Source organism: Exiguobacterium sp. s7, assembly GCF_018618195.1.
GTDB lineage: Bacteria > Bacillota > Bacilli > Exiguobacteriales > Exiguobacteriaceae > Exiguobacterium > Exiguobacterium mexicanum_A.
This window is the reverse complement of sequence record NZ_JACSLO010000010.1, coordinates 58,322-81,937: the sequence shown is the minus strand read 5'-3', so window position 1 is coordinate 81,937 and position 23,616 is coordinate 58,322. Positions and strand designations below refer to the sequence as shown.

The following is a 23,616-nucleotide window of genomic DNA, read 5'->3' as shown; positions in this document are numbered from 1 at the left end:
TTACGATACCGGGGTTTTCGCTTTTTTTCTATGTTCAATTCAAAATCTGATGGATTTTATGCGTCAACCACACCTTATGGTGATGAGCCAATTAGTATAAGCAATCTTCCAGAAAACTAGAAATTAATTGATTTGTAAACGATAGATTTTTAATAAATATAGAATGAGGTATTTAAAATGATTAATTTTCAAGACAAAGTAAGTTTTATTTGGTCAATCGCAGAGGTTTTACGTGGACCATACAAACCAGAAGACTACGGGAAAATTGTACTGCCATTAGCCGTATTACGCCGATTTGACTGTGTTTTAGAAAGTACGAAAGAAGAAGTATTAGAAAAAGCTGATAAATTTTCATCAATGAGTGAAGAAGCACGCGAACCCATTTTGAATCGGGTCTCTAAGCAAAATTTTCATAATACGAGTAAATATGACTTTAATAAGTTATTAACAGATTCAGATAATATCGCTGACAACTTACGCGATTACATAAACGGCTTTTCGAAAGTGGCGCGAGACATTATGGATCATTTTGATTTTGATCGTCAAATCGATAAGTTGGATCAAAACAACTTATTATACTTAACGATTAAACGTTTCAGCGAAATCGACCTACATCCTGAGACGGTATCCAACATTGAGATGGGCTATGTATTCGAGGAACTAATCCGTCGTTTTAATGAAAATGCAGAAGCAGGGGACCATTATACGCCTCGGGAAGTGATTACGTTAATGACTCATCTTTTATTTTTACATGACGATGCAAGTGTCCTTACCAAGCCAGGTTTAACACAAACGTTGTACGATTGTGCTGCTGGGACTGGCGGAATGGGTTCTGTGGCTCAAGATTATCTCTTAAGTCAAAACCCAACGGCACACTTGGAATTTTTCGGTCAAGAAATCAATCCAGAATCATATGCGATTTGTAAAGCTGACTTACTCATTAAAGGGGAAGATGCACGAAATATTCGTTTAGGAAACACATTGTCAAACGACCAGTTTTCCCGTGAAAAATTTGATTATCTCATTTCAAATCCTCCATATGGGGTAGATTGGAAATCGTATGAGAAACCAATCAAAGAAGAACATGCGCAACAAGGTTTCAATGGACGGTTTGGTCCAGGGACACCGCGCACGAGTGATGGGCAACTACTATTTTTAATGCATTTATTATCGAAAATGAAGCCTGTAACACCTGAAAATCCACAAGGTTCACGTTTGGCGATTATTATGAACGGATCTCCTTTATTTACAGGAGATGCTGGTTCTGGTGAAAGCGAAATTCGAAAGTATGTATTAGAAAATGATTTAGTAGAAGGTATCGTCGCGTTACCAAATGATCTATTCTACAACACAGGTATTTCAACGTATATTTGGATCCTAACAAATAATAAGTCTCCACTTCATAAAGGAAAGGTACGTTTAGTTAATGCGGTAGACTTCTCGAAAAAGATGAAAAAGTCTATGGGTAGCAAGCGTAATGAAATTACAGAAGAGCAAATCAATGAAATTGTACGTTTATACGGGGATGCGCAGCCACATAAAAACGTAAAGATTTTTGATAATGCAGACTTTGGCTATGCGAAAATTACAGTAGAGCGTCCATTACGCCTAAACTTTCACGTAAACGAAGAGCGTTTAGCACGTGTCGTTGAAGAAAAGGGATTTGTGAATTTAGCAACGTCGAAGAAAAAAGGTGATGCAGGTCACTTTGAAGTCGAAGAAGGTAAGAAGCTTCAAACGCAAATTTTATATGTGTTGCGCACGTTAGCAAGCGATACAATATATAAAAATCGCGACGAGTTTACGAAGGTGCTAAAGATTGCCTTTAAAGAAGCGGATATAACAATTGGCGCACCTGTATTAAAAGCGATTTTAGCAGGGCTTGCTGAAAAAGATGAAACAGCTGATGTATGTATGAAAAACAAAACAGATATCGAGCCTGATTCAGATTTACGTGATACAGAAAACGTGCCATTAAAAGAAAATATTGAGGATTACTTTGCTCGTGAAGTGTTACCTCATGTACCTGATGCATGGATTGACGAAACGAAAACAAAAATCGGCTACGAAATTCCATTTACTCGCCAGTTTTATAAATACACAGCATTACGTAGTTCAGCAGAAATTATGGATGAAATTCGTATGTTGGAAGCGGAGATTGCTGAGCAGTTGAAGAAGGTGATAGGATGAAAACGTATGAGGAATATAAATCAAGTGAAATAGAGTGGATTGGAGAAATTCCTACTGATTGGGATGTAAAAAAAATTAAATGGATGACTTCAATTAAGAGAGGTGCTTCACCACGTCCGATTGATGACCCTAAGTATTTTGATGAGGATGGAGAATATGCATGGGTTCGTATTGCTGATGTTTCTAATGCAGGAATGTACTTAGAACAAACAACTCAAAAAATGTCTGAATTAGGTGCATCGTTAAGTGTAAAGAGAGAACCTGGAGATATTTTTGTTAGTATTGCAGGTACAGTAGGTAAACCTTGTATAACCAATATAAAATGTTGCATTCATGATGGATTCGTATATTTTCCAGATTATAAGGGTGATAAAAAGTATTTCTACTATATCTTTGAATCAGGTGCACCATATAAAGGACTTGGAAAGATGGGGACTCAATTAAATCTTAATACAGAAACTATAGGATCAATAAAAATCCCAGATATCCCATCAAGTCTTCAAACAAAAATTGGCTTGTTTATAGATGGTAAGGTTCACGAAATAGATACTTTGTTAGATTTAAAACAAAAACAGATAGAAAAATTAGAACAACAACGCCAATCAATCATCACAGAAGCTGTTACAAAAGGTTTAAATCCTAATGTGAAAATGAAAGACTCAGGTGTTGAGTGGATTGGTGAGGTTCCTGAGCTTTGGGAAGTTAGTAAGTTAAAAAATCTATTTATTTTACAGCGAGGTCATGATTTAACACATGAGGAATTTAATGAAGGCGAAATTCCTGTTTATGCTTCAAATGGTATAATGGGCTATCATAATACAATTACTACTAAAGGACCGAATGTAACGGTAGGTCGTAGTGGGAGTGTGGGGAAAGTAAATTATGTGGAAACTGATTTTTGGGCTCACAATACATGTATATATGTAAAAGATAATAAAAAAAATAATATGAAATATATTTATTATATTTTGAAGTCATTAGATATGAGTAATTTAAGTACGCAAACTGCTGTGCCAACACTAGATAGAAAAAACATTCAAAATTCTAATTTTGTTTATACTGTAGACATAGAAGAACAACGAGAAATAGCACTTTACTTAGATAGGAAATTAGCTCAAATTGATACAACGGTTAATCTTATAGATATGCAGTTAAAAAAACTAAAAGAATACCGCCAAGCCCTAATTTACGAAGCAGTTACAGGCAAGATTGATGTACGTGATATGGAACTTGATTAAGTGAGGTGAGTTGTCATGGCAATGGATACTTCGGAAAAAGGGTTTGAATCGAATATTGAAACTGAGTTAATTGAAAATGGCTATAAAAAGCGTGTACTGGAAGGTGACGCAAGTGTCGCTTTTAAGCAGCATGCTATCGACGTAGAGGAACTATTTGCATTTTTAGAGGATACGCAGGAAAAACGTATGCGTACGCTTGAGAAGTCGTATGGTCCTTCTTACAAAGAAGAAGTGTTAAAACGTATCAAAGATCAATTGCATAAGCAAGGGTTAGTCGAGTGCTTACGTAAAGGCATTAAAGATCGTGGTGTAACGTTAAACCTTGCCTACAATAAACCACCAACAGATATGAACAAGACGTTGAACGAACAATATCAATTAAACCGTTTCAATGTGTCTCGCCAAGTCTATTATAGCGACAAGCATAACAATAGTTTGGATATGGTGTTGTTCCTAAACGGTCTACCACTTGTCGTGATGGAGCTAAAGAATCCGCTAACGAATCAAACAGTGGGACATGCGATGAAACAGTTAAAGGATGATCGAGATCCTCGAGAGCAACTGTTTAAGTTTAATGAACGAGTGGCAGTTTATTTTGCTGTTGATCCGGACGAAGTGTTCATGACCACAAAGCTCGATAAAGGGAAAACCTATTTCTTACCTTTTAATAAAGGCAATCAGGGAGGCAAAGGAAACCCTTTACCTCAGAACAGCAATTATCGGACCCATTATTTGTGGGATGAGATTTTAGTACCTGATAGCCTCCTTGATATCCTTTATCGCTTCATTTTCGTAAAGAAAGATGACATCAAAGATTCAAACGGTGAGACCATTGGAGAGCGCCAAATGCTCATCTTCCCTCGTTTTCATCAATTGGATGCAGTGCGTAAAATTGAGACAGATGTATCTCGTCATCTCGTTGGTCGTAACTATTTAATCCAACACTCTGCTGGTTCCGGGAAAACGAACTCGATTTCATGGCTCGCCCATCGATTGGCGAAATTACATAACGAGAACAACGAATCGATTTTTAGTAGCGTCATCGTTATTACAGATCGTCGCGTCTTAGACAAACAGTTGCAGGACGCGGTTTATCAGTTAGAGCATAAGGCTGGGATGGTTGAACCAATTGATAAAAACTCTGACCAACTCGCACGGGCGATTAACAATGAGACACGTATCATCATTACAACACTTCAAAAGTTTCCGTTCGTATTAGAAAAGGTGGCGGGGCTAGAACGTAAAAAGTATGCAGTCATCATTGACGAAGCGCACTCCTCTCAAGGTGGTAAAGCATCGACCGCTCTGACAAACGTCTTATCCGATAAGACGTTAGAAGCAGCATACGAAGAAGATCGGATTGCCGAGGATAACTTGGATGATGTCGATGAGAAAATCGTAGAAGCCATCATGAAGAGTGGAAAACAAGATAATGTGTCATTCTTCGCGTTTACGGCTACTCCGAAACCAAAGACACTAGAAAAGTTTGGGACAGTCGGTCCAGACGGTAAACCGGCAGCATTCCATCAGTATACGATGCGTCAAGCCATCGAAGAAGGTTTTATTCTAGATGTTCTCGAGAATTACACGACGTACAAGACGTTCTGGAAAATTGCGAAAACCGTAGACGATGATCCAGAAGTCTCACAAAAGCAAGCAACGAAGAAATTGGCTCAATACGTGTCTCTGCACCCACATAGTATTGCGCAGAAGGCAGAAATTATCATTGAGCATTATCGGAATTTTGTACAGCGTAAAATCGGAGGTAGAGCCAAAGCAATGGTGGTAACGGCGAGCCGATTGCACGCCGTACGCTACAAAGTCGCCTTTGATCGTTATATTAATGAGATGGGGTACAATGACTTGAAAACGGTGGTGGCGTTTTCCGGAACTGTTCAAGACGGTGGACTCAATTACACAGAGCCGGATATGAATCAGTTTTCAGAAAGAGAGCTCCCGGAAAAGTTCAACTCCGATGAATATAAAGTCTTGCTAGTAGCGGAAAAATATCAAACTGGATTTGATGAACCACTCCTCCACACGATGTATGTAGATAAACCGTTAAGCGGTATAAAGGCGGTTCAAACTTTGTCTCGTTTGAATCGGACTTGCCCCGGTAAAGAAGATACATTCGTACTAGATTTTGTAAATGAACCAGAAGAAATTCAGGCATCGTTCCAACCTTATTATGAATCGACGAGCTTATCTGAAGTGACTGACCCGAACATCTTGTATGATATGCAGGCTGAAATCGAACCATATCAATTATTCACGGCCGAAGAAGTGCAAAGGGTCAACGAACTCGAAGTGACAGGTGGAGCGAACAAGTCCGCAAAAGCTCAGATTGAGTTGAATGCGATTCTTGATAAAGGTGTAGACCGATTTAAAAACCTTTCAGACGAAGAACAGTATGCGTTTAAACAAGTAGCCACGAAGTTTGCACGGACTTACGGATTCATTTTACAAGTCATCACCTTCATCGATTTAGACTTACACAAGTTGTATATTTATCTGACGTATTTACTGCGTAAGTTACCTCGAGGTCGAGATGACAAAGATGTTTACTTGGCCGATGATGTGACGCTTGAATACTATCGCAACCAAAAAGTGTTTGAAGGCGGCATCGAGCTTGAGAAAACAGGTGGATACGACTTAAATCCTCAAAAGCATGGAATAGGTGGCTCAGGAGATGACGAAAAAGTCCGCTTATCAAGTGTATTAGACAAGTTAAATGAACGCTTTGGCACCCAATTCACGGAAACTGACTTTCTTTCTCGTGAGCAAGTAAAAGAAGACATGTTAAACAGTGAAGATATTCGTGAAAAGGCAAAGAACAATACAAAAGAGAATTTTAAATTCGCATTCGAGAAGACGTTCATTAACTTTGTCATTGATCGGATGAGTAGCAATGAAGAGTTTTTCTTGAAGATCCTAGAGAACGATGAGTTTAAAACCGTGGTTATGGAAGACATGATGAATGAAGTGTATGGGGAAGTGAATAGTTAATAAATGGTGTGTCCGCGTAAACGCAGACACACCATTTTTTCATACGAACAAATCCATGACGTAATGTCGTTTTAACTGATCATGCAAATATTGGTTGCGATACGAACGCAAACAAGTGTAGCAACTCGTATCCGCATCACACGTACAATGTTGAATACTATCTTTCACATGCTCCATAATTTCAGGCAACCGTTCACTGACAGCGCGGACGAAGCCGGCACCACCCGGAACATCATCGTATAGAATCAAATCATACGTACCTGTGGCAGACACGTAATGAATGACGCCACCTAAGCTGTCTTCACTAATTTGAAGCACATAACTCGCTGAGCGAATCAACGCGTACAAGAGAGAATGGGCTTGGTTTGATTCGTATAGAAAGCTGCCGTTATTGAAGTTGAAGCTCATCCGTAAAATGTCCGTCGTAAATTGATGCCCTAATGAAATCGGGGCATTTCGAACAGTGAGTCGTTTTTTAGAGGAGCACTTATGTCCGAGTGGAGATGTGTGAGTACGTTTATGATCCACATGTGATCCGCATGATTCGCACACAAAGTATTGCTGCCCTTTGTTGTCGTTGACGATAGATAGGTTCCCATAGTGAGAATATAGATAATCTAGTTTGTAGCCATTGCCTTCGACGTGTAAAGGCTGAATTGATTCCTCAGCGTGATCTGCGAAAAAGACCCGTGAACCATACGTTTTGTCTGGCCGGCGTTCCGTGCTCAATTCTTTCGCTTTTCCATAGAAGCCGAACTTTGGAATCGCATAGTATTTAACTCTTAAAGGGTCCATGCATTTGTCACAAGGAATTTCAGTTTCGTCATTGACGCCATACTTTCCAACATACGTGTACTTGTTGCAGCTTTTACAGTAAGTGTAGTGGTGAAGCGGCAATTGTTTTCCATCAATCAGTTTTAATCCAGTTGATTCAATCAACATGCCGTTCGCGACTAACTTACTGCCAGGCGCATATTCCGATACGGCTAATTTCAAATCCCGTTGAAGTCTCAAGTTAGAGCGATTTGATTTGTCCATTAGCTTCATTTCGACCGTATCGACTGGGAAGCCGTACTTCGGTAAGAATCCTTTACTGGATAGATAGCCGATTAGAGAGTCGTCTTTAAGCGTTTTAATCATTTTGGCATACGTATCGCCTAACCCTAAGTCTTTCGTTTTCTCAGCATGGATGTCCATTAAACTCTTTAAGTCAGTTTCATATTGGAGTGCCGCAATATAAAATGCTTCATCTTCATCTTTTACTACTTCAATCCAACGCCAATCTTCCAACCCAAAAATGGAATAGAGCGAACTCGGGACGATGGAGAAGAGCTGTTGCTTTAAGTGAGCTGGATGTGAGTCCAACCATTGAATGAACTGTTCAGGTCCTTTCTCAGAAGACTCGTTAAAGCGATAAAACGTCTGACAGTTACCATAAAATTCACGACGTTCTTTAAAGAATAGAGCCAAAGCAGTAGCATGAATATGACGGCGAATGATTTTTTCATTTTCTAATGAAAAGATCGGTGCTTTGACGTTACCCGCAATCATGTCCTTTGGGTTTTCAAAGTAAGTGAGGTCATGTGATTTTTTCTGGGCGAACGTTAATGCGAACGCAGCAGCGGAAGAACTTCGTCCTGCCCGTCCTGCCCGTTGGATATAGTTGCTTGTTTTCGGCGGAACGTTTCGCATAAACACGGACTCTAAACTTCCGACGTCGATGCCCATCTCAAACGTCGTTGAACAGGATAGTACATTGATTTCACGACGAATAAACTCATTTTGATATTGTTGGCCAAGTTTATTGGAGAGTTGGGCCGTATGTTCTTTTACTACCATATCGATTGGAAGTAAGTCACGATACATCTCTCGATAATGTTGTCCCCGTTCTAGCTCTTCCACGCGCACTTCGTTTAACTGACCATCACAGTTACGCGTCTTACAAATCCCTGCATCATGCGTATGAACCGTCTTGCAAAGCGAGCATTCATACACCGTTTGAGGTCGATACGCTTTGAAATGTGAAGCTTGTAGCGACCAAAGCTCTGATCGATTGTGTTCAGGCGGTAAGTAATCAAACAGATCATTTAGCGGAGATGACGGGTCTGTGAGCAGCTTTGTGAAAAAAACATTCAGTTTGCGCTTTACGTCCTCGGTAGTATAAGGCACTCCATATTTTGAGTAATAGCGTTCAAACAATTGTAGAAAGACATTTGTTCGTTCGGGGACAAAGTTTTTTACATAGTTCGTAGGACGTCCGCCTGTCGCTACAATCCCATATTCATATTGTTTGGGCGCAAGAATTATATGCTTACGATTCAAATCTTTAGAGATGCTCACGATGGCCTGTAAGCGCAAATAATAGAAGACTGTCATTAAAAAGGCCCAGGCGTGTTCGTGTCTGATTTCAAAGTTTTTGCTGATTAACTGTTCTAGTCTGGCTTTTTTGTCAGCTGGAAGAGATAATTCAAATCCAATCATGCCAAGGTTTTCGAGCGAAAAATCGTCATCACTTAAAATGAACTCTCTGAATAGACGCAACTTTACTTCTTGCTCGACGTCTAGTTCTTCAAACCGATGAATTGAACGAGATCCCGGAAGATTGATAACGATATTTTTCCACTCTTCAATCGAAATCAGCCCTTCGCGATTTTCGATGGCACGCCAAAAGTAAGAACGCCACAAGTAATTTCGGTACGTGCGATCTAAAAACGGCGCAAAGAAAGCGGCATCTTGTCTGGAATCTGAAAAGACGATTAAGTTCTGTTTTTCGTACGTGAGTTGTTCTTCTGTAGTCTCTGCTGCTTCTTCGTCATCAAACCAGCTATCTTTTATCTGTTTCTGATTTTCTTGACGTTTCGGATTGCCAATGACCAATTCTTGATACAGTTGAGCAGCCAAAGCGGAAGTCACACCATCTGCCCCGGTATAAAATGGTCGAATCGCATCGGTTCGTAGAGAAGTAAGACCGCAAGATAAACAGATTGGTTTTTCTTCTTGTAGATTGATGGTTTGAACCTTTTGTAAGGGCACATGGCAGTCACAAGGTTCATGTTGTTCTCCCGGAAATTTAGTAGCTCCACAACCAGGACACCACTCTTTAATAGACACCTTCGTCTCTTCTTCGTCCTCTAAATCAGAAGTGATTGTTTTTTCATCCGTAGAAAGGCGGAACAACACATTCGGGGCATCGCCATTACTGCTCTTTGAATGAATGTGACCGGCGTGAGGCGAGTGACCGTAACCATGTATTTCTCCGCACCGTCGACAAACGCCAATTTCATAAATCGGATGACCATCTTCAGACTGTTGTTTTGGGAACAGATGCAACTTTCTTGTCGGATAGAACTCTAAATATGCCCCCTCTAACGCGCGGAAGAACGTATGATACTTAGCTGGTAGTAACTTCGGACGGGTATCATCTTTTACTAACGTAGCCACGTCAATCAATTGAATCAAATACTCAAGCGCCTGCTCGTGAGATTCGTCTGGGAAGATGTCATTTGCCAAATCAGATAGTAAGTGCACATCGCTCAAATTTCTGCGTAAACGATGTAAACGCCGATCGTGTGCCAATAACTCGTAAATTAGAGATTTAGGAAAACCTTCATATGATTTAAGGTAGTTGTATTCGGTAATGTCAGGAGACTCGTCCTGTTCATAACAACGTTTCAAGTAGGTATAAACGGACGGATCAGGTAGTTCAACTGCTGTGTATAATTCATCATAATCAATGCGTTCGGATGTAATCAACTGCCCCGATTCTAAACTGAAAGGCTGACCAAACAACTTTTCAGCAAACGACATCACATCTCGTTTGGCTTGTTCAGAAGAGCCGAGTGTAGCTGAGGTGGCGATGAATTGAAGGGGTGTTTGTTGTTCGACTTCGGTCCGGAGACGTCGAAGCAACATAGCGACTTCAGCTCCAGTCGCGCCATCATACGTATGAGCTTCATCGAGTACGACAAAGCGCCAATGGTCTCGATAGTGCCCAGAAAACAAAGCATTATCTTCAGGACGCATCATTAAATACTCAAGCATGGCATAGTTCGTTAGCAGGATATGGGGCGGATTGCGACGGATTTCTTCTCGTGATAATCGTTCGTTCGGCAATGGATTTTTGCCATGTTGACTATAGAATGACTTCCGAGCATCTTGCGTTTTCTCGATCGTCTCCCCAGTAAATCGACCAAACGTGATATCTGGGGTATCCTTTAGCAATTCACGTAGGCGGTCGAGCTGATCATTGGCGAGGGCGTTCATTGGATAGAGTAATAAGGCTCTCACACCATCGTTTAACTGCCCGTTGTCACGTTGTGTTAGAAGGTGGTTGAAAATCGGAAGAATAAAACTTTCTGTTTTACCCGAACCCGTTCCGGTCGCGACGACAAAAGACTGACCGTTTTTTGCGGTTCGAATCGCTCGTTCCTGATGGAGATATAGACGAAAGTTGTCCTCACCTGGCAGAAAGCGGGTAATGTCGGGGTGGACGGTCCCGTCATCTACTAAGTCAGTAATTTGCCGACCTGGCTTGTAAGGGAGTGTTGCTTCAAGATAAGGTCCTTTTAAAAACTGTTTGTCGTGTCTTAAACCGTCAATAAATTGCTGATTGAGGTCGCCATCGTTGATCTTAAAATAAGAAGTCAGGTAGTCCATGTATCTGTCTTGCAGACGAGCGGTTGCTTGAATCGGGTGAATACTCATAGCTGCTTGTCCTCCCATGCTGTGACGAAATGATAACTGTTATGACATACATCTTTAATCGACAATGCGGGAATTTGATTGAGCCGTTTATAGATTTTCAACTTTCCTTTAACACTTAAATTTGGCTTTGTGCCTAGTGCCAGGAGTTTCGTCTGTGCAGAAACATATAAGAAAGTGGGATATTGATTTAATTCAATTTTTGGTGGGAACGTTCGTTTTGACAACAACTCTTGGACACGAAGTGGAATTTCTTTTTGTCGTTCAGCCAGTTTAGACTCAATCCAACTTAACTGAGTTTGGGCATCTTGTTTGTAGCCCATTAATTGAGTTGGATTTTGGTAAAATTCGTCTGCTAAATATCGATTACAACTGTCAAGAACATCATATTCTAGAGGGTGTGCGTCTTGTGGCCGAACTAATCTAAATTGCTGTCGCAACTGTTGACGATTCGCAGGATTTAAAGCTGAAAATGTTTGAAGGTGACCAAATTCGGAATGGACGAGAGGGTGCATTCCGGCCTTTTCGTAAAAACGTTTCTGGTGTTCATATTTCCATAAATACACACCGAATAGCGTAACCCAGCGTTCCCAAGAGACTCTCTCGGCGTCAAACCGAGTGAGTAAGATTTCAATCAAATCAGGAGAGCGAAGTACCTTTTCAATGAGTAATGGATTAGCGACCGATTCGAGCGCTCGTAAATAAGCAGCCCCATATTGGTTTAACTTATCGATGAACGTTCCCCAAGTCGTCTCATCTAGTGAATCGATAAACAGATAAACTTCGATATGATCTAGTTTTTGAATTAGCTTCGGAAATAGGATTTCTGTGTCATCATCGAACCAACTTGACTCCTCTTGTTTCATGCCATTTACAATGACTCGAGAATCAGGAAATGGATGAAGCAATTTATAGGTTTTGCCTCGTTCGAATGTAAAGATATGAGGTTCGTTTTCTAAGGAGTAGGGATGAAAGATTTTAAAACTAATCTCATACGGTAGCGGATGTGATAAATGAACCGTATACGATTCGTCCATAGATAGGAGCGAATGGAGCTCATCGGTAAAATGGCCAATCAATTCTGTCTGGCCATTTATACTTAACGTAATTTGTCCAGATTGAAAACGATTGATGACATGCTGACAAATTGAAAGAGAGACCAAATTTGATATTCGATTTCGTTTTAATGGGATAGGAACATGTTCCTCCTGCATTTGATTTCTAACAATCAAATGCGCATGGATTGATTCAGCGGATTGAAAGCGAGTCGTCACCCGAATCAGAATTGACTGTATCTCCTCTTGTGTAAACGTTTGGTGTCGGCCTTCGGAAGAGATGATTTCATATTCGTAAAACGTCTTGCTAAAAGATGTAGTGTACAATGGGTGACCTGCAATCGTTAACGTTAACGAAACGGAGTCATTCACCTCATGGAGTGGAATCGTTACTTTCTGTTGATGAGGTGCATATGATTTTTGATCAACGCGTACGCGTTGCAAGTGTCTTGACTCAAATTGGATTGACCCTTGACTCATTTTGTAAGAGAAGTCTTGTGGTAATAGAGTGAAATGAAATTTGTAGATGTCATTTCGTTCAGTGTTTCGAAGGTTCAGCGTAACGTCTTCGAGTAAATTTCGATGGAGCTTAAGAGCTCGGATATCGAGCAATACATCATCTTCATCTTGACGAAATGCACCATTGAAATCTTCTAACCCAAACACATTGTCTTTTACTTCTACTTTCCAATGAAGCAAGTCATGAATATCTAGGTCGTGAAATCTTAGAGAAGGAAAATCGGTGTAATGGCTTCGGTCGGAATAAAAGAGCGGTCGGGTGTCAATTGTTACTTCAGCGCGTGGTGATGTGACGAGTTGTCGATAAATCGTTTGATCCGGAGTATGGAAATAAAGTTCAACGTCTTCATTCAGTTGTAATTTTTTGTACTCATATTCATGCCACTTCGGATTTGAGATAGGATGATAGGAGTCGTTTGTAGAGTAACTGCTTGGTTTAACGATAATTATTTCTGTCCCTGGAGTCACATATTTTCCTCGGAGCAGCTCCCATTGTTCACTCTGCTCTTTCTGTTTAAAGACCATAGGATAAGTAGAGGGTAATTCATAAACCTCATCTTCTCCGTCAATCGTGATGCAAGCCGTAGTAATATGAGGAGAAAAATCTACGATTGAATCATGCGGATGGAATCGAATGGCGTGTGGCAACATTTCGCGGCTACACTGGACCGTAGTGTCACCAATTCGCCAATAAGCTGACTTGGCATCTTCTCGATAAATCTTAGGAAGCTTAATGCGAGGACGGGATGCGAGCTCGTCCCAAAAGATGAATTGCCGACGGGAGCGCCGCTGTTGGTCTTTCTTCACGATGGCTTGTATGATTTGCAGATTGTTACGCATAAAAGGTGGGAACGATTGAATTTTTCGTTGTTCCATAAAGAACTCTTTAAGACGCAATAAGGGTTCTGGGTTATTGATGCTCTGTTCAATGTATAGTTTTACAGGCTTATTTAGCTGTTCGTTCCAGGGCCATTCATTTTGTGTGACTTGTTTGATCGCACTTGGAAGCTGTCTTCGATCTTCAATCACATGGCTTATAAAATGGTTATAGATATTCTCAAGCGCGTACACAGAAGTGATACCTGAATGAATCAAAGCGGTTAAATAATATTTTAAGTTACCGTCTACTGCAGTGAATATATGTCGATGTATTAACGTTTGATGCATTGTGGTTTTCCAATAGCCGACAAAGTTGCTACTGACTGAGTAATAGTCGCTAAATAGTGTCCAAAATCCTCGGTCTTCTTGATGCAGCGCAATCATCGACGTCCCAATCAAGCAAGTAAGTGGATAGAGCCGCCAAAGACGCTCTGTAACGAGAGAAGCAGAGGAATGACGCTGATAAGTCATTTGATGTTTTAACCAATCTTGAACCGCTACGATTTCTTCATTTTTAAGTGGAAGTTCATGGACAAAATGCAAATCATGTTCTTTCCAATAAGTTGACCATTCTTTTTCTTTCAGAGATGTATTGAACTCGGACATAATCTCATTCTCCTTCCCCCAAAAATCAAACGGTTATTTTTAATTTTAACTTCTATATTTGTATGAATATTCCCTTTATTGTAAATAAAAAAGCCCGGTTCTCTTAGAGAGAATTGGACTTAGTGATTGATAGAGATATTACTGTAGGGCATTTTCGAGATAATAAGAATCTGTATCAACTTCTTTTTTTTCAGGGAATTTTTTATAGTATAATTCGGCAACCGAATATCGAGAGTAGCCTGGTAGGTATTCGAAAGACTTATCATCATTCCAGTTTACGATGGACAGTCCTTCTTTTTCTAGTACCTTGATTCTGAATATTTCCATTCGGTAGTTTTCACGAGCTACAGCGTTGATGTACTCTGCCAATTCTTCTTTGGTTTGCTTAGTATTTAATTGAATGATTGTTTCATAATAAGACATCATAGATTCATCATATCCATTAGCCCAGCTATATTCTCCTGAACTGAAATCAATTGACACAATATCTTTTAAGGAGACTCCTAGATTTTGAGCAAATGTACGCAAAGACTCCTCATCCGTGGTCGTCACGTCACTTTGATCATTTATAGTCTCAACCTCATCTGAAGAGGTAGTCTGTGCATTAGTTTGCTCTTCATTAGCCGTGATTTCATTATTGGGTTCGAGCACTAAAGATACGGATTTAGTTAAGTTGAGAACGATGATTACGCTGATACCGACAACAAACAATAACACGATTAGCATTTGTACATACTGTTTTTTCATAAGTATTCTTCTCCGTATGTATGACATGAAGACCTCGAAGTTATGTAAAACGATGACCGCTCTTTCGAACGGTCATCTACTAAGCACGAACTTATTTACTGTTTAATCGTATCGGTTCAATTCCCATCTCATCAAGCAACGTCCATAGCGGCTCCATCGCTTGCTCCGCATCGCGGTAGAAATGACGACCACGAACACGCCAGAACGTCCAACCGGCCCGTTCGAGCACTTTTTGCCGGAACATATCCTGCTCGTAGACGTCAGGACCGTGCCAACGCTCACCATCACATTCGACAGCAAGGCGGTTCGATTCGCCTTCGACGACGAGGTCGATGCGATAGCCATTCACTTGAACTTGCGGACGAACGAGGTAACCGCGGTTCGTCAAACGCTTATACACTTCCTCTTCAAATGGAGAGTCGAACAAGTGTTGGACCGCTTCGAACGACTCTTGATCGCCGAGCGGATTCTGGCAGTAATTGACGAGTTTATAGCGCATGCAGTTTTGATTGCCGATGTCTTGTAGTGTCACCGAGTGGAACAAAATCATCTGATCCCGAGCCCGACTCGCGGCGACGTTGAAACGCTGGCTGTCGGTCTCTTTCGTGAGTGCCGCAAAGCGACGATTCGGCGCAACGACGAGTGACAGCAACATGACGTCACGCTCATCACCTTGGAACGTATAGGCGTCACCAAAACGAACATTGTGTTCAATCAGCTTATCGATTCCAATCAAGTCGGTCGCCATCCGCTCGATTTGATCCGTTTGAGCTTTCCCAAGGAGCGAAATGACCCCGAACGTCCGCTTCGCGTAGCTTGGGTCGTCAATCAACTGCTTCAAGTGAGCGACGAGCGCTTTCGCTTCCGGGACGTTGAACTTGTCTTTCGTCGTTTCAGCGACGTTCCCATCCTCGACAAAGACGCTCTGCACCGCCGGCGTCAACCGTTCGGCACGTTGCGGGAGTCGGAGTGGGACGATGCGGCCTTCATACACATGGGCGTTGCTGAAACCGATAATCTCCGGTACGCAACGGAAGTGTTCACGGAGCCCGACCGTCGCACTGAACTTGACGGAGGCGAGGTCGTATAGACTGGATGAGCCATCGAATAACGTCATCGTCGTGTCGTTTCCGAAGTATGTCTTTTTCTTCTCTTGGATCGCATTTTGGTCTTGGAACGTCGTTGGACTGATTTGGCGGTCGTCCCCGACGATGATGGCTTTTCGAGCACGCGACAAGAGCGAGATGGCATCCATCGTGCTTTGCGAGCTCTCATCGAAGATGATGACGTCGAACAGCTCATCGATTTCTTTGAATGATTCGAGCACGCGGTTCACCGGCATGATCCAAACTGGGATCGCGTCTTGGGCCGCAGCCATTTGACGGGCGGCTTCCCGCTTATGACGAGCCGCATGTTTCCCGGTGCCTTTCCCGATTTGGCGAATCAACTTCGCCCAACTGTTCAAGCGTTCTTGTTTCGACGGTGTCATCCGCGTCAGCTGCTCTTTCCACGCGTATGTCGCACACAAGTCCGCTGTCGCTTTTCCTTCCTCTTTCTCCAATCGTTTCATCTTCTCCCGATAATCGTCGTCGCTCAGTGCTTCGAGCAGCGTCAAGACACGTGCTACTTTCCAATCGAGTTCGAACGTCTGAAGTTGAAGTGTCGGAGCAGTACCATCATAGAACGCGTTCAACCAACCCGGAGCGACTTGTTTGATGCGCTCTGTCAGTTCTTTTAGGCGTGTCGCCTTCACGTTTTGTTGCTCAAGTAATGCCAACTCTTCAATGGACTGCGTGTAACGTGCGGCATCCCAAGTTTGCATCGCTTGTTTGAGACGTAACGCCGCTGGATGGATGTGCGTGTCATGGATGAGTGATAGATAAGACGTCTGGATTGTCTGTAGCTCCTTCATCTCATCGAGCGCCAGCGAGGCATCTAGCTCTTGTTTGGCTTGCGTCAACCAAGCTTTCTCATAGCGGAACCGTTCGTCGTACAGACGGAAAGTCGGAGCCAATGACTCGTTGTACGTCACAAAGACAGCTTTCCATTCACGGAGCGCATGAAGCGCCGTCCGATAAGACGAAAATTCAGGTGTCTCCAGCTCGAGTTCAAAGTGTTCACACGCATATTTGAAACGACGTGATAATGTCGTCAACGATGACTTCAATTCATCGAATTGTTTCAACAGTTGAAGGTCGGCACTCGATTGCGGAGCCTTCCCGTCAATTTTGGTTTCATCGAGTAAGACGGCATATTTTTTACGTTTTGTCAGTTTGAAGAAAAAGCCCTCGGTCTTTCCTTCGTCTAATACTGGACCGAGTTCGTCAGCGAGCGTCCATACATCATTCGGTAAAGTAGACGGCAATTCGATGTCGTGGACGGCGAGTTTACGCTCCAACGACTCGAGTGCTTTGACGTCGCGTTCAAACGTCTGACAGTCTTCTTCACATTGCACTTCATCGCTTCGATGGGTGGCCCAGTAGCTGTACCGTTCACGTAGCCACTCGGGTTGACGATCAAATGACTCGAGCAACGTCTGAATATGGTCTCGTGTCTGTTGACGAAGTGACGTCGATTTTTCCTGTAACCATGACGCAGCGGCCTGCGTCTGTTCGAGAGCGGCGAGTTGTTCGTAACGACCGCTTTCGGCTAAGAACGTTTCAAGGGACGGAAGCGTTGTCGTCGCTGGATAGGTCGTCACATTCGGTCCTTGGTTGAGCATTTCCCGTTCTGCCATGAGTTGATAGAAGTCCGCCAATTCATCAGCCGTCAGCGGACAAGTGTCTGTCAATACGGGGAGCGGAAGCTGCATCGTGACTTTTTGTTCCCTCGTCCATTTCGCCCAATCGGTCGGTGAACGCGTCTCATCGAGATATGGAATCACTGTATGCTCGCTAGCGGCTTGCTCAATCATTTTCCGACGCAGACGGGCAATCTCTTCACGTGTCTCATACAACTTTTGTTGCTTTTGTGTTCCTGTCTTCTCTAATTCCGAAGCGGTCGTGCGATTCAAGTACGAGGCAATCTCTTGGAGTGAACTTTCCGTCTGCTTTGTCGTCTTTGAATCTGATCCAAGGACGGATACCGCGAGCTGGCGAATTTGGGCCGGAAGTTTATCACGCAAGACGTTCAACGCATGTTCCTTTTCACTGGTGACGAGGACGCGCTTTCCGTGTGCAAGCAAGTGCGAAATCAAGTTTGAAATCGTGTGACTCTTCCCGGTGCCAGGGGGTCCTTGTACGACGACACCGGCATGGTTACTCAATTGGCTTAAAATGCGTTTTTGTTCTTCATTATACGGAAGCGGGAAGAGAATCTCTTCACCGACCGGCTTCCACGTGTCACGATCGAGCGCGTCAAGCGCGTGGATTTCTTCGTCGTTCGACGTCAAAAACTGTTGCAAGGCAGGTGAAGGTGATAGACCGTTTTCAATCAACGTGGCCAAGTTCTCATGTTCTTCGACCCACGCATGGGCAGACTTCTTGCGAACGTATAAGCGCATGCCTGGCATTGCATAGACGGTTGCGATTTCGCCATAGGCGTGGTCGTCATTCAACAGCTTCAATACACGTTCGGACTGCTCTTTTAATTCTGTCTCGACCCATGGTTTGAAATCGAAGGTGAGCTCTTCTTTAAAATCGACTTCGTATCGGGATAGTTCAGAGGACATCCAAACATGGTCACGGTCGAGCATATCAAGTTCGAGTTTCGTCGGTATGGCTGACGCTTCGATGCGGAACAGACTCTTCTCTTGATCGAACTCGAGTACGGCCGCTCGTGTGAACAACGGCCGTTCGACTTTGTCATTCGGCCAGTGCAACATCCCGAATGAATAGACAAGTTCATATGTATCGCTCTCGGTCGAGAGAAGTTGCATCGTCCGATACATCGTGTCGTATAATTTTCGAGCAGACTCGTGTGCTTTTTTCTCTTGTTCCCACGTTTCAATCGAGGTTAAAAAGTCATTGAACGTCGCGTCGAGTTTTTCAGGGAACAATTCTGTCCGTTTATACGTTTCGCCTTCTTGGAGAACGTAGGCGTACAACTCTCGCGGAAGACTCGGCCGCTTCTCTGCGAATGGTGCGAGAAAATGAATTTCGATGGAGAGCTCCTCTTCTTGAGTGACGCGAACGTTCGGATACGTTGACGCCTCGGGAGATAAAAGGAGTTCATAGCTTTTTGTATTGGTTTCAGTACGAATATCCATCCGTTTGACAGCCGCTAAAAACTTAAATAAATCAGCTGTCTTTTGTTGGGTTGTTGCGTTCATGGTTAAATCCTTCTTTCTTCAAAAACGATGATGCGACAGTCGTCTCATTCCAAACATAGGGAATGTTTCCCGCCTATTTAGGAATCAATTAACATTATAACGTCCACTTCAAAAGAAAGGGAGATAAAAATTATACTAGGTGGTAGTTGTTTCTAATTTTGATTTAGAAAATTATCTTATTTCTTAATTCTAGACCCGTCTTAGGAAAAAACATTTGGTAAAATGAAGTTAGAATATTGGTGAAGTTGGAAAATTAGCTTCGTTAGGAGGTCATTGCATGAAAAACTCTATTAATTTCCTAGATCGGTTTCATAATATCGAAACGATGTTGCGTCAGCAATTAGGACAAGAAGAATATATTTCGTTTTCCTCTCTTGTGGAGCAAGCCGCTAAACAAAATCCCTTGATACGACAAAAAGCGGAGCGGCTCAAAAGTTTTGGTCGCTTGCGCAACGCAATTCAACATGGAAGTGGATTAAACGGTGAGTCGATTGCGGAACCTCACGATAAAATTGTGAATGAAATTATTGAAATTGAAGAGAAGTTACGTTCTCCGAAGCGAATGAACACCTTCTTCTGTGACGTCTATTCATTGAATGAAACGGACTCGATGAGTAAAATGCTCCAGTTTGTTCATCAATGCCAATACTCTCAATTTCCTGTTTTTAATTCAGACGGAGAATTTATTTCGCTTGTGACTGAAAGCGGTATCACGAATTGGCTGGCGTCAAAAGTGAAGGATGATCTCATTTCATTCGAAGAGACCAGGGTAAGCGATCTTCTTTCTGTCGATGAACTTGCTGGGACGTATCGCTTTGTTTCGAGAAGAAATACTATCTATGAAGCAAAAGACTACTTTGTACAGGCTGCAAATAAAGGCCGAAAACTAGAAGCGCTATTGATTACAGAATCGGGGAAGTCTGATCAAACGTTATTGGGTATTGTGACGCATTGGGATTTAGCGAAATTCGATTAAATGAAAGAGTGGAGAACTAGTGGCTAAATACAAAAAGTCTATTATTCGAAAAATACCTACTCATTATGTAGAGGATCAACTAACAGTAAATATTGGAATTGGAACGGTTAGCGTTTGTTTTCAAAATATGACTGGAAGTAGAGTTACTAACAATCAGTTATTCCACATTGCGACTCTTGATAAAGTGACATTGCATCGTTCGAATATGTTTCAAATACTAATTTCTCATGAGGAACGATTCATTGAGATGGAAGTACGTTTCAATCCAGACGAACTGAAGAAAAAAATGAGGTTTGGCATTTCCGAATCGAAGCATGAAACATCATATAAAATTCAATTTCGGAAAAAAGAACACAAAGAGGAATTAGTCCCTCAGGTGCTAAAACGTGATATGAATATAACATCTATTGACATCCAAATAGAAAATATTATCCAAACCTTCGCAGAGACCGGACGCTTTACTCTCATTGAGAGGGAGTTGGACGACTTATTAGGTAAACGGAAATCATTAAATAAACAGAAGGGAAGACTGAATCACTTTTTAATACTATTGCAAGTCATCCATTACTCGGGTGATACATCCTTTAACACATGGGTGGTCAAGAACTTTAATGTGATACGCAATTTACCAGATTCGCATAAAGAGATTCATCCAATTATCTATTTTAGAATTATCCGTTTTTACTTTTCATGTTTTTCAAAACAACAGTATAAAAGAAAATTCAATCAAAGCAGTCGAATTGCTGCCGAACAAGATGCCATTAGTTTTTACGGACGAATGCTCGGATTAAAATTACCGTATCGTGCTGTTACTCCATATGGGATGCTCTTAAAAGACTGGGACCGAAAAGAATTTAATGCTCGTATGCTAGACAAAATATTGAGTTATTTGCAATTAACGAATCGAGAAACAGTGGTCATTGAAAATATTATTCAAAATACCTTCTATAATAAAGTCCCACTTCAACTAAATGAAAAAAGTGAATTAGCTGCTTATGGATATATTAAAGTCACATCCATTTCGATGAAAAAGCGTAGAGAAATTTTAGTCAGAAAATGTATTCCTGAATTAGGTCTTCAAAGAACTGTCGATTTATTATTTGGTATTTCAAATTTACATAAACATCAAAAAAATGCTCATCTTGTTTATACGAGTGACTTGCAATATTTACAGCGAAATTTTAAAGACCAGAATATTAAATGGCCTCATATAGTAATCACATAACGAAGAAAAAGATAGAGTAGTAAGCGAGGGGGTTAGGCAAGTGACAGTTGTCATAGAGAAAGAACAAAAACGGTTGAATGATTTTTGCTCAGTCATTGAATCTCACCTAACAGGAAAAGCTACAAGAGAAAAACCAGATCTTGAGTCAAGCGACTATGAAATGATTGACATGCGGGGGCATTCACGTCAATCAGAAAGTGCGCAGGAACGACAACGGTACAAAGACGCGCTAAAAGAGTTGTATTCATTCACATTCGTGATTGAGGACGAAGGTGAAGAAGAGATTTATCCGGTCGGGAAGTTCGGAGTGGCCCACCCTCGTTCACCTGAGATTCCGCTCGTTCTAGACTGGCGGAGTGAGATGGCGATGCGTGCGTCCATGTTTAATGGAGAGACGATTGAGACGCCAGGTGGTGACATCATCGGGATGACACAGCTCGAGCTTGATCGAAGACAACGACGTGTCGTTCAGGCAAATCATCGTCGTGCTCCAAAACGGAAATCGAGCTCACTGACGAAACGATTTACCGAGCAAATCAAATCGACATTCAAAAAGCCGTCGGAGGTGGCTGACGTCCCCCAAGAGAGTTTTATGGAGCAGGAGTTGACGAAGAAACAAAAAGACCGATCCATCGACGGATTCATTGCGACGCGGCAAGCCGAACAGAACCATATCATCCAGGCACCCGTGAATACATATATGATTGTTCAAGGGGCGGCCGGGACCGGAAAGTCATTGACGGCGCTGCACCGTATGTCTTATTTGCAGTATCAAGACGAACGTCGTAAAATGCTTTATTTAGCTCCGAATGAGGCGACGATTCATCAACTGTTGAAGGACGCGGAGCATTTACAAATTCAATCGGTGTCGACGATGGCGTTTGATGAATGGTTAAAGACAGGGTCGTCTAAAGACTTCTCCGCGAGCATCGTTCAAGAACTCCTTCCGTTATATAAAGGACGCGATTTATTTGAATGGGCGGATGCGGCAATTGAGGAGTGGTATGACGACGTTGCTGTGTTGCTTCGACGATATGAGCCGATTAAAGCGTTAGAGGATTTACACGAGCGGGCGTTAGCTATTTGGTTTGGACAAGAGCGGCCAGGTCCCGCACAAACAGAACGCATTTTACAGATGATGCGCAGTGAGTCTGAACGTTTATCCATCTTGAATAAAGAGCAATATCAAAAAGACTTGATTGAGGGCTTAAAACGTTGGGCATCAGAATTGAATGCCGTGAAGGCACGAGACTTGGAGAAGTTGATGCATGAAAGTATGGAGAAGCGTCTTACACGTGAAAAACGCGAGCACCTTCAATTAATCGACTTTTGGAAGAAGACGACCAAGCTGGAGGCCGCGACGATTTGGTCAATCATGAAGCAACCAGGCCGTCTGGTTTACCTTAAGAAGTCACAACCAGAAGAACTGTTAGAGATGTGGCACAAGTTGAAACGTCCGACTGAGCTTGACCGCTTCTTCTGGATGTACCTTCATTACGAGACGAACGGATATCCGGATAAGTGGAGTCATCTTTTTATTGATGAGGGACAGACGCTGCGTCCACTCGACATTTTTGTACTCGAGAAGTTGTGTCACGGGATGACGGTTTTTGGTGACACTCTCCAAAGCTATCGTTCGCTCGAAATGACATCGTGGGAACCGGTTAAAACGCATGGGAAATCAAACTGGACGATCGAGTACTTAACGAAAACGTTCCGTACGGCGAAGCCAATTGTTGATTTAGCTAAAGCTTTATTAGCTGATACGGGTCATGAGACGAGTTGGATTGATCCATTTGAAAGGAACGGGAAACCGGTTGAACTGCTAAAATCGAAAAAAAGTCGTGAATTAAAAGAGTTACTATCTCGATGGAGAAAAGAAGAATATTCGATTTGCATCATCACACCAACGATGGAGCGCGCGTCTTTCTTACATTCAAAATTGCAGTTGCCGACGCAACTCATTCAATCGGAAACTACAAAAGTGAGTGACGAGATTATCATCTCGACAATCGATTACTTGCGTGGAATGGAATTCGATGCAGTATTGATGATGGACGTGGATGAAATGAACTATTTTGATACGCCTCAGGAAGCCCGACGGTTATATGTCTCTTTAACGCGAGCGTTACATGAAGTCGTTCTTCATACTACAAAAGAATACTCACTTTTATTAGCTGATCAGCTGTTGGAAGTGTAAAAGG

The 23,616-nt window shown here is 42.1% G+C and carries 10 protein-coding genes; 6 read left to right on the top strand and 4 right to left on the bottom strand.

Annotation, left to right across the window (positions count from 1 at the left end):
• Positions 1-177: 177 nt before the first annotated feature.
• The 3 genes from KNP79_RS12270 to KNP79_RS12260 are packed head-to-tail and all read left to right on the top strand — an operon-like array spanning position 178 to position 6,434.
• The gene (locus tag KNP79_RS12270) at positions 178-2,190 is read left to right on the top strand and encodes a type I restriction-modification system subunit M (protein WP_215192582.1); all 2,013 of its coding nucleotides are present in this window, start codon (positions 178-180) and stop codon (positions 2,188-2,190) included.
• Positions 2,187-3,428 carry a restriction endonuclease subunit S gene (locus KNP79_RS12265; RefSeq protein WP_215192580.1) on the top strand — a complete coding sequence of 414 codons (1,242 nt, stop codon included), beginning with the start codon at positions 2,187-2,189 and terminating at the stop codon, positions 3,426-3,428. The genes KNP79_RS12270 and KNP79_RS12265 overlap by 4 nt, the downstream gene beginning before the upstream one ends.
• A gap of 15 nt (positions 3,429-3,443) precedes the next feature.
• Positions 3,444-6,434 (top strand): type I restriction endonuclease subunit R, encoded by a 2,991-nt coding sequence (locus KNP79_RS12260; RefSeq protein WP_215192578.1) that lies wholly within the window; start codon positions 3,444-3,446, stop codon positions 6,432-6,434.
• Positions 6,435-6,473: 39 nt separating this feature from the next.
• On the opposite strand, the gene KNP79_RS12255 is transcribed toward KNP79_RS12260, so the two are convergent.
• The 4 genes from KNP79_RS12255 to KNP79_RS12240 form a co-directional block, all read right to left on the bottom strand.
• Entirely contained in the window at positions 6,474-11,138 is a 4,665-nt protein-coding gene (locus KNP79_RS12255; protein ID WP_215192576.1) for a DEAD/DEAH box helicase, read from the bottom strand.
• A complete protein-coding gene (locus tag KNP79_RS12250) occupies positions 11,135-14,194 on the bottom strand; it encodes a hypothetical protein (RefSeq protein ID WP_215192574.1) in 3,060 nt (1,019 codons plus the stop codon). The genes KNP79_RS12255 and KNP79_RS12250 overlap by 4 nt, the downstream gene beginning before the upstream one ends.
• Positions 14,195-14,332: 138 nt before the next feature.
• On the bottom strand, positions 14,333-14,941 hold the full coding sequence (locus KNP79_RS12245; protein ID WP_215192572.1) for a hypothetical protein: 609 nt from the start codon (positions 14,939-14,941) through the stop codon (positions 14,333-14,335).
• A gap of 91 nt (positions 14,942-15,032) precedes the next feature.
• Positions 15,033-19,211, bottom strand: a complete 4,179-nt coding sequence (locus tag KNP79_RS12240; protein WP_215192570.1) for an AAA domain-containing protein — start codon at positions 19,209-19,211, stop codon at positions 15,033-15,035.
• A 277-nt stretch (positions 19,212-19,488) separates the two neighbouring features.
• Here KNP79_RS12240 and KNP79_RS12235 point away from each other — a divergent pair, with 277 nt between their 5' ends.
• The 3 genes from KNP79_RS12235 (at position 19,489) to KNP79_RS12225 (ending at position 23,612) form a co-directional block, all read left to right on the top strand.
• Positions 19,489-20,187, top strand: a complete 699-nt coding sequence (locus KNP79_RS12235) for a CBS domain-containing protein (RefSeq protein WP_215192568.1) — start codon at positions 19,489-19,491, stop codon at positions 20,185-20,187.
• Between the two features lie 19 nt (positions 20,188-20,206).
• Positions 20,207-21,412 (top strand): hypothetical protein, encoded by a 1,206-nt coding sequence (locus KNP79_RS12230; RefSeq protein ID WP_215192566.1) that lies wholly within the window; start codon positions 20,207-20,209, stop codon positions 21,410-21,412.
• A gap of 160 nt (positions 21,413-21,572) precedes the next feature.
• A complete protein-coding gene (locus tag KNP79_RS12225; RefSeq protein WP_215192564.1) occupies positions 21,573-23,612 on the top strand; it encodes an ATP-binding domain-containing protein in 2,040 nt (679 codons plus the stop codon).
• Positions 23,613-23,616 lie beyond the last annotated feature (4 nt).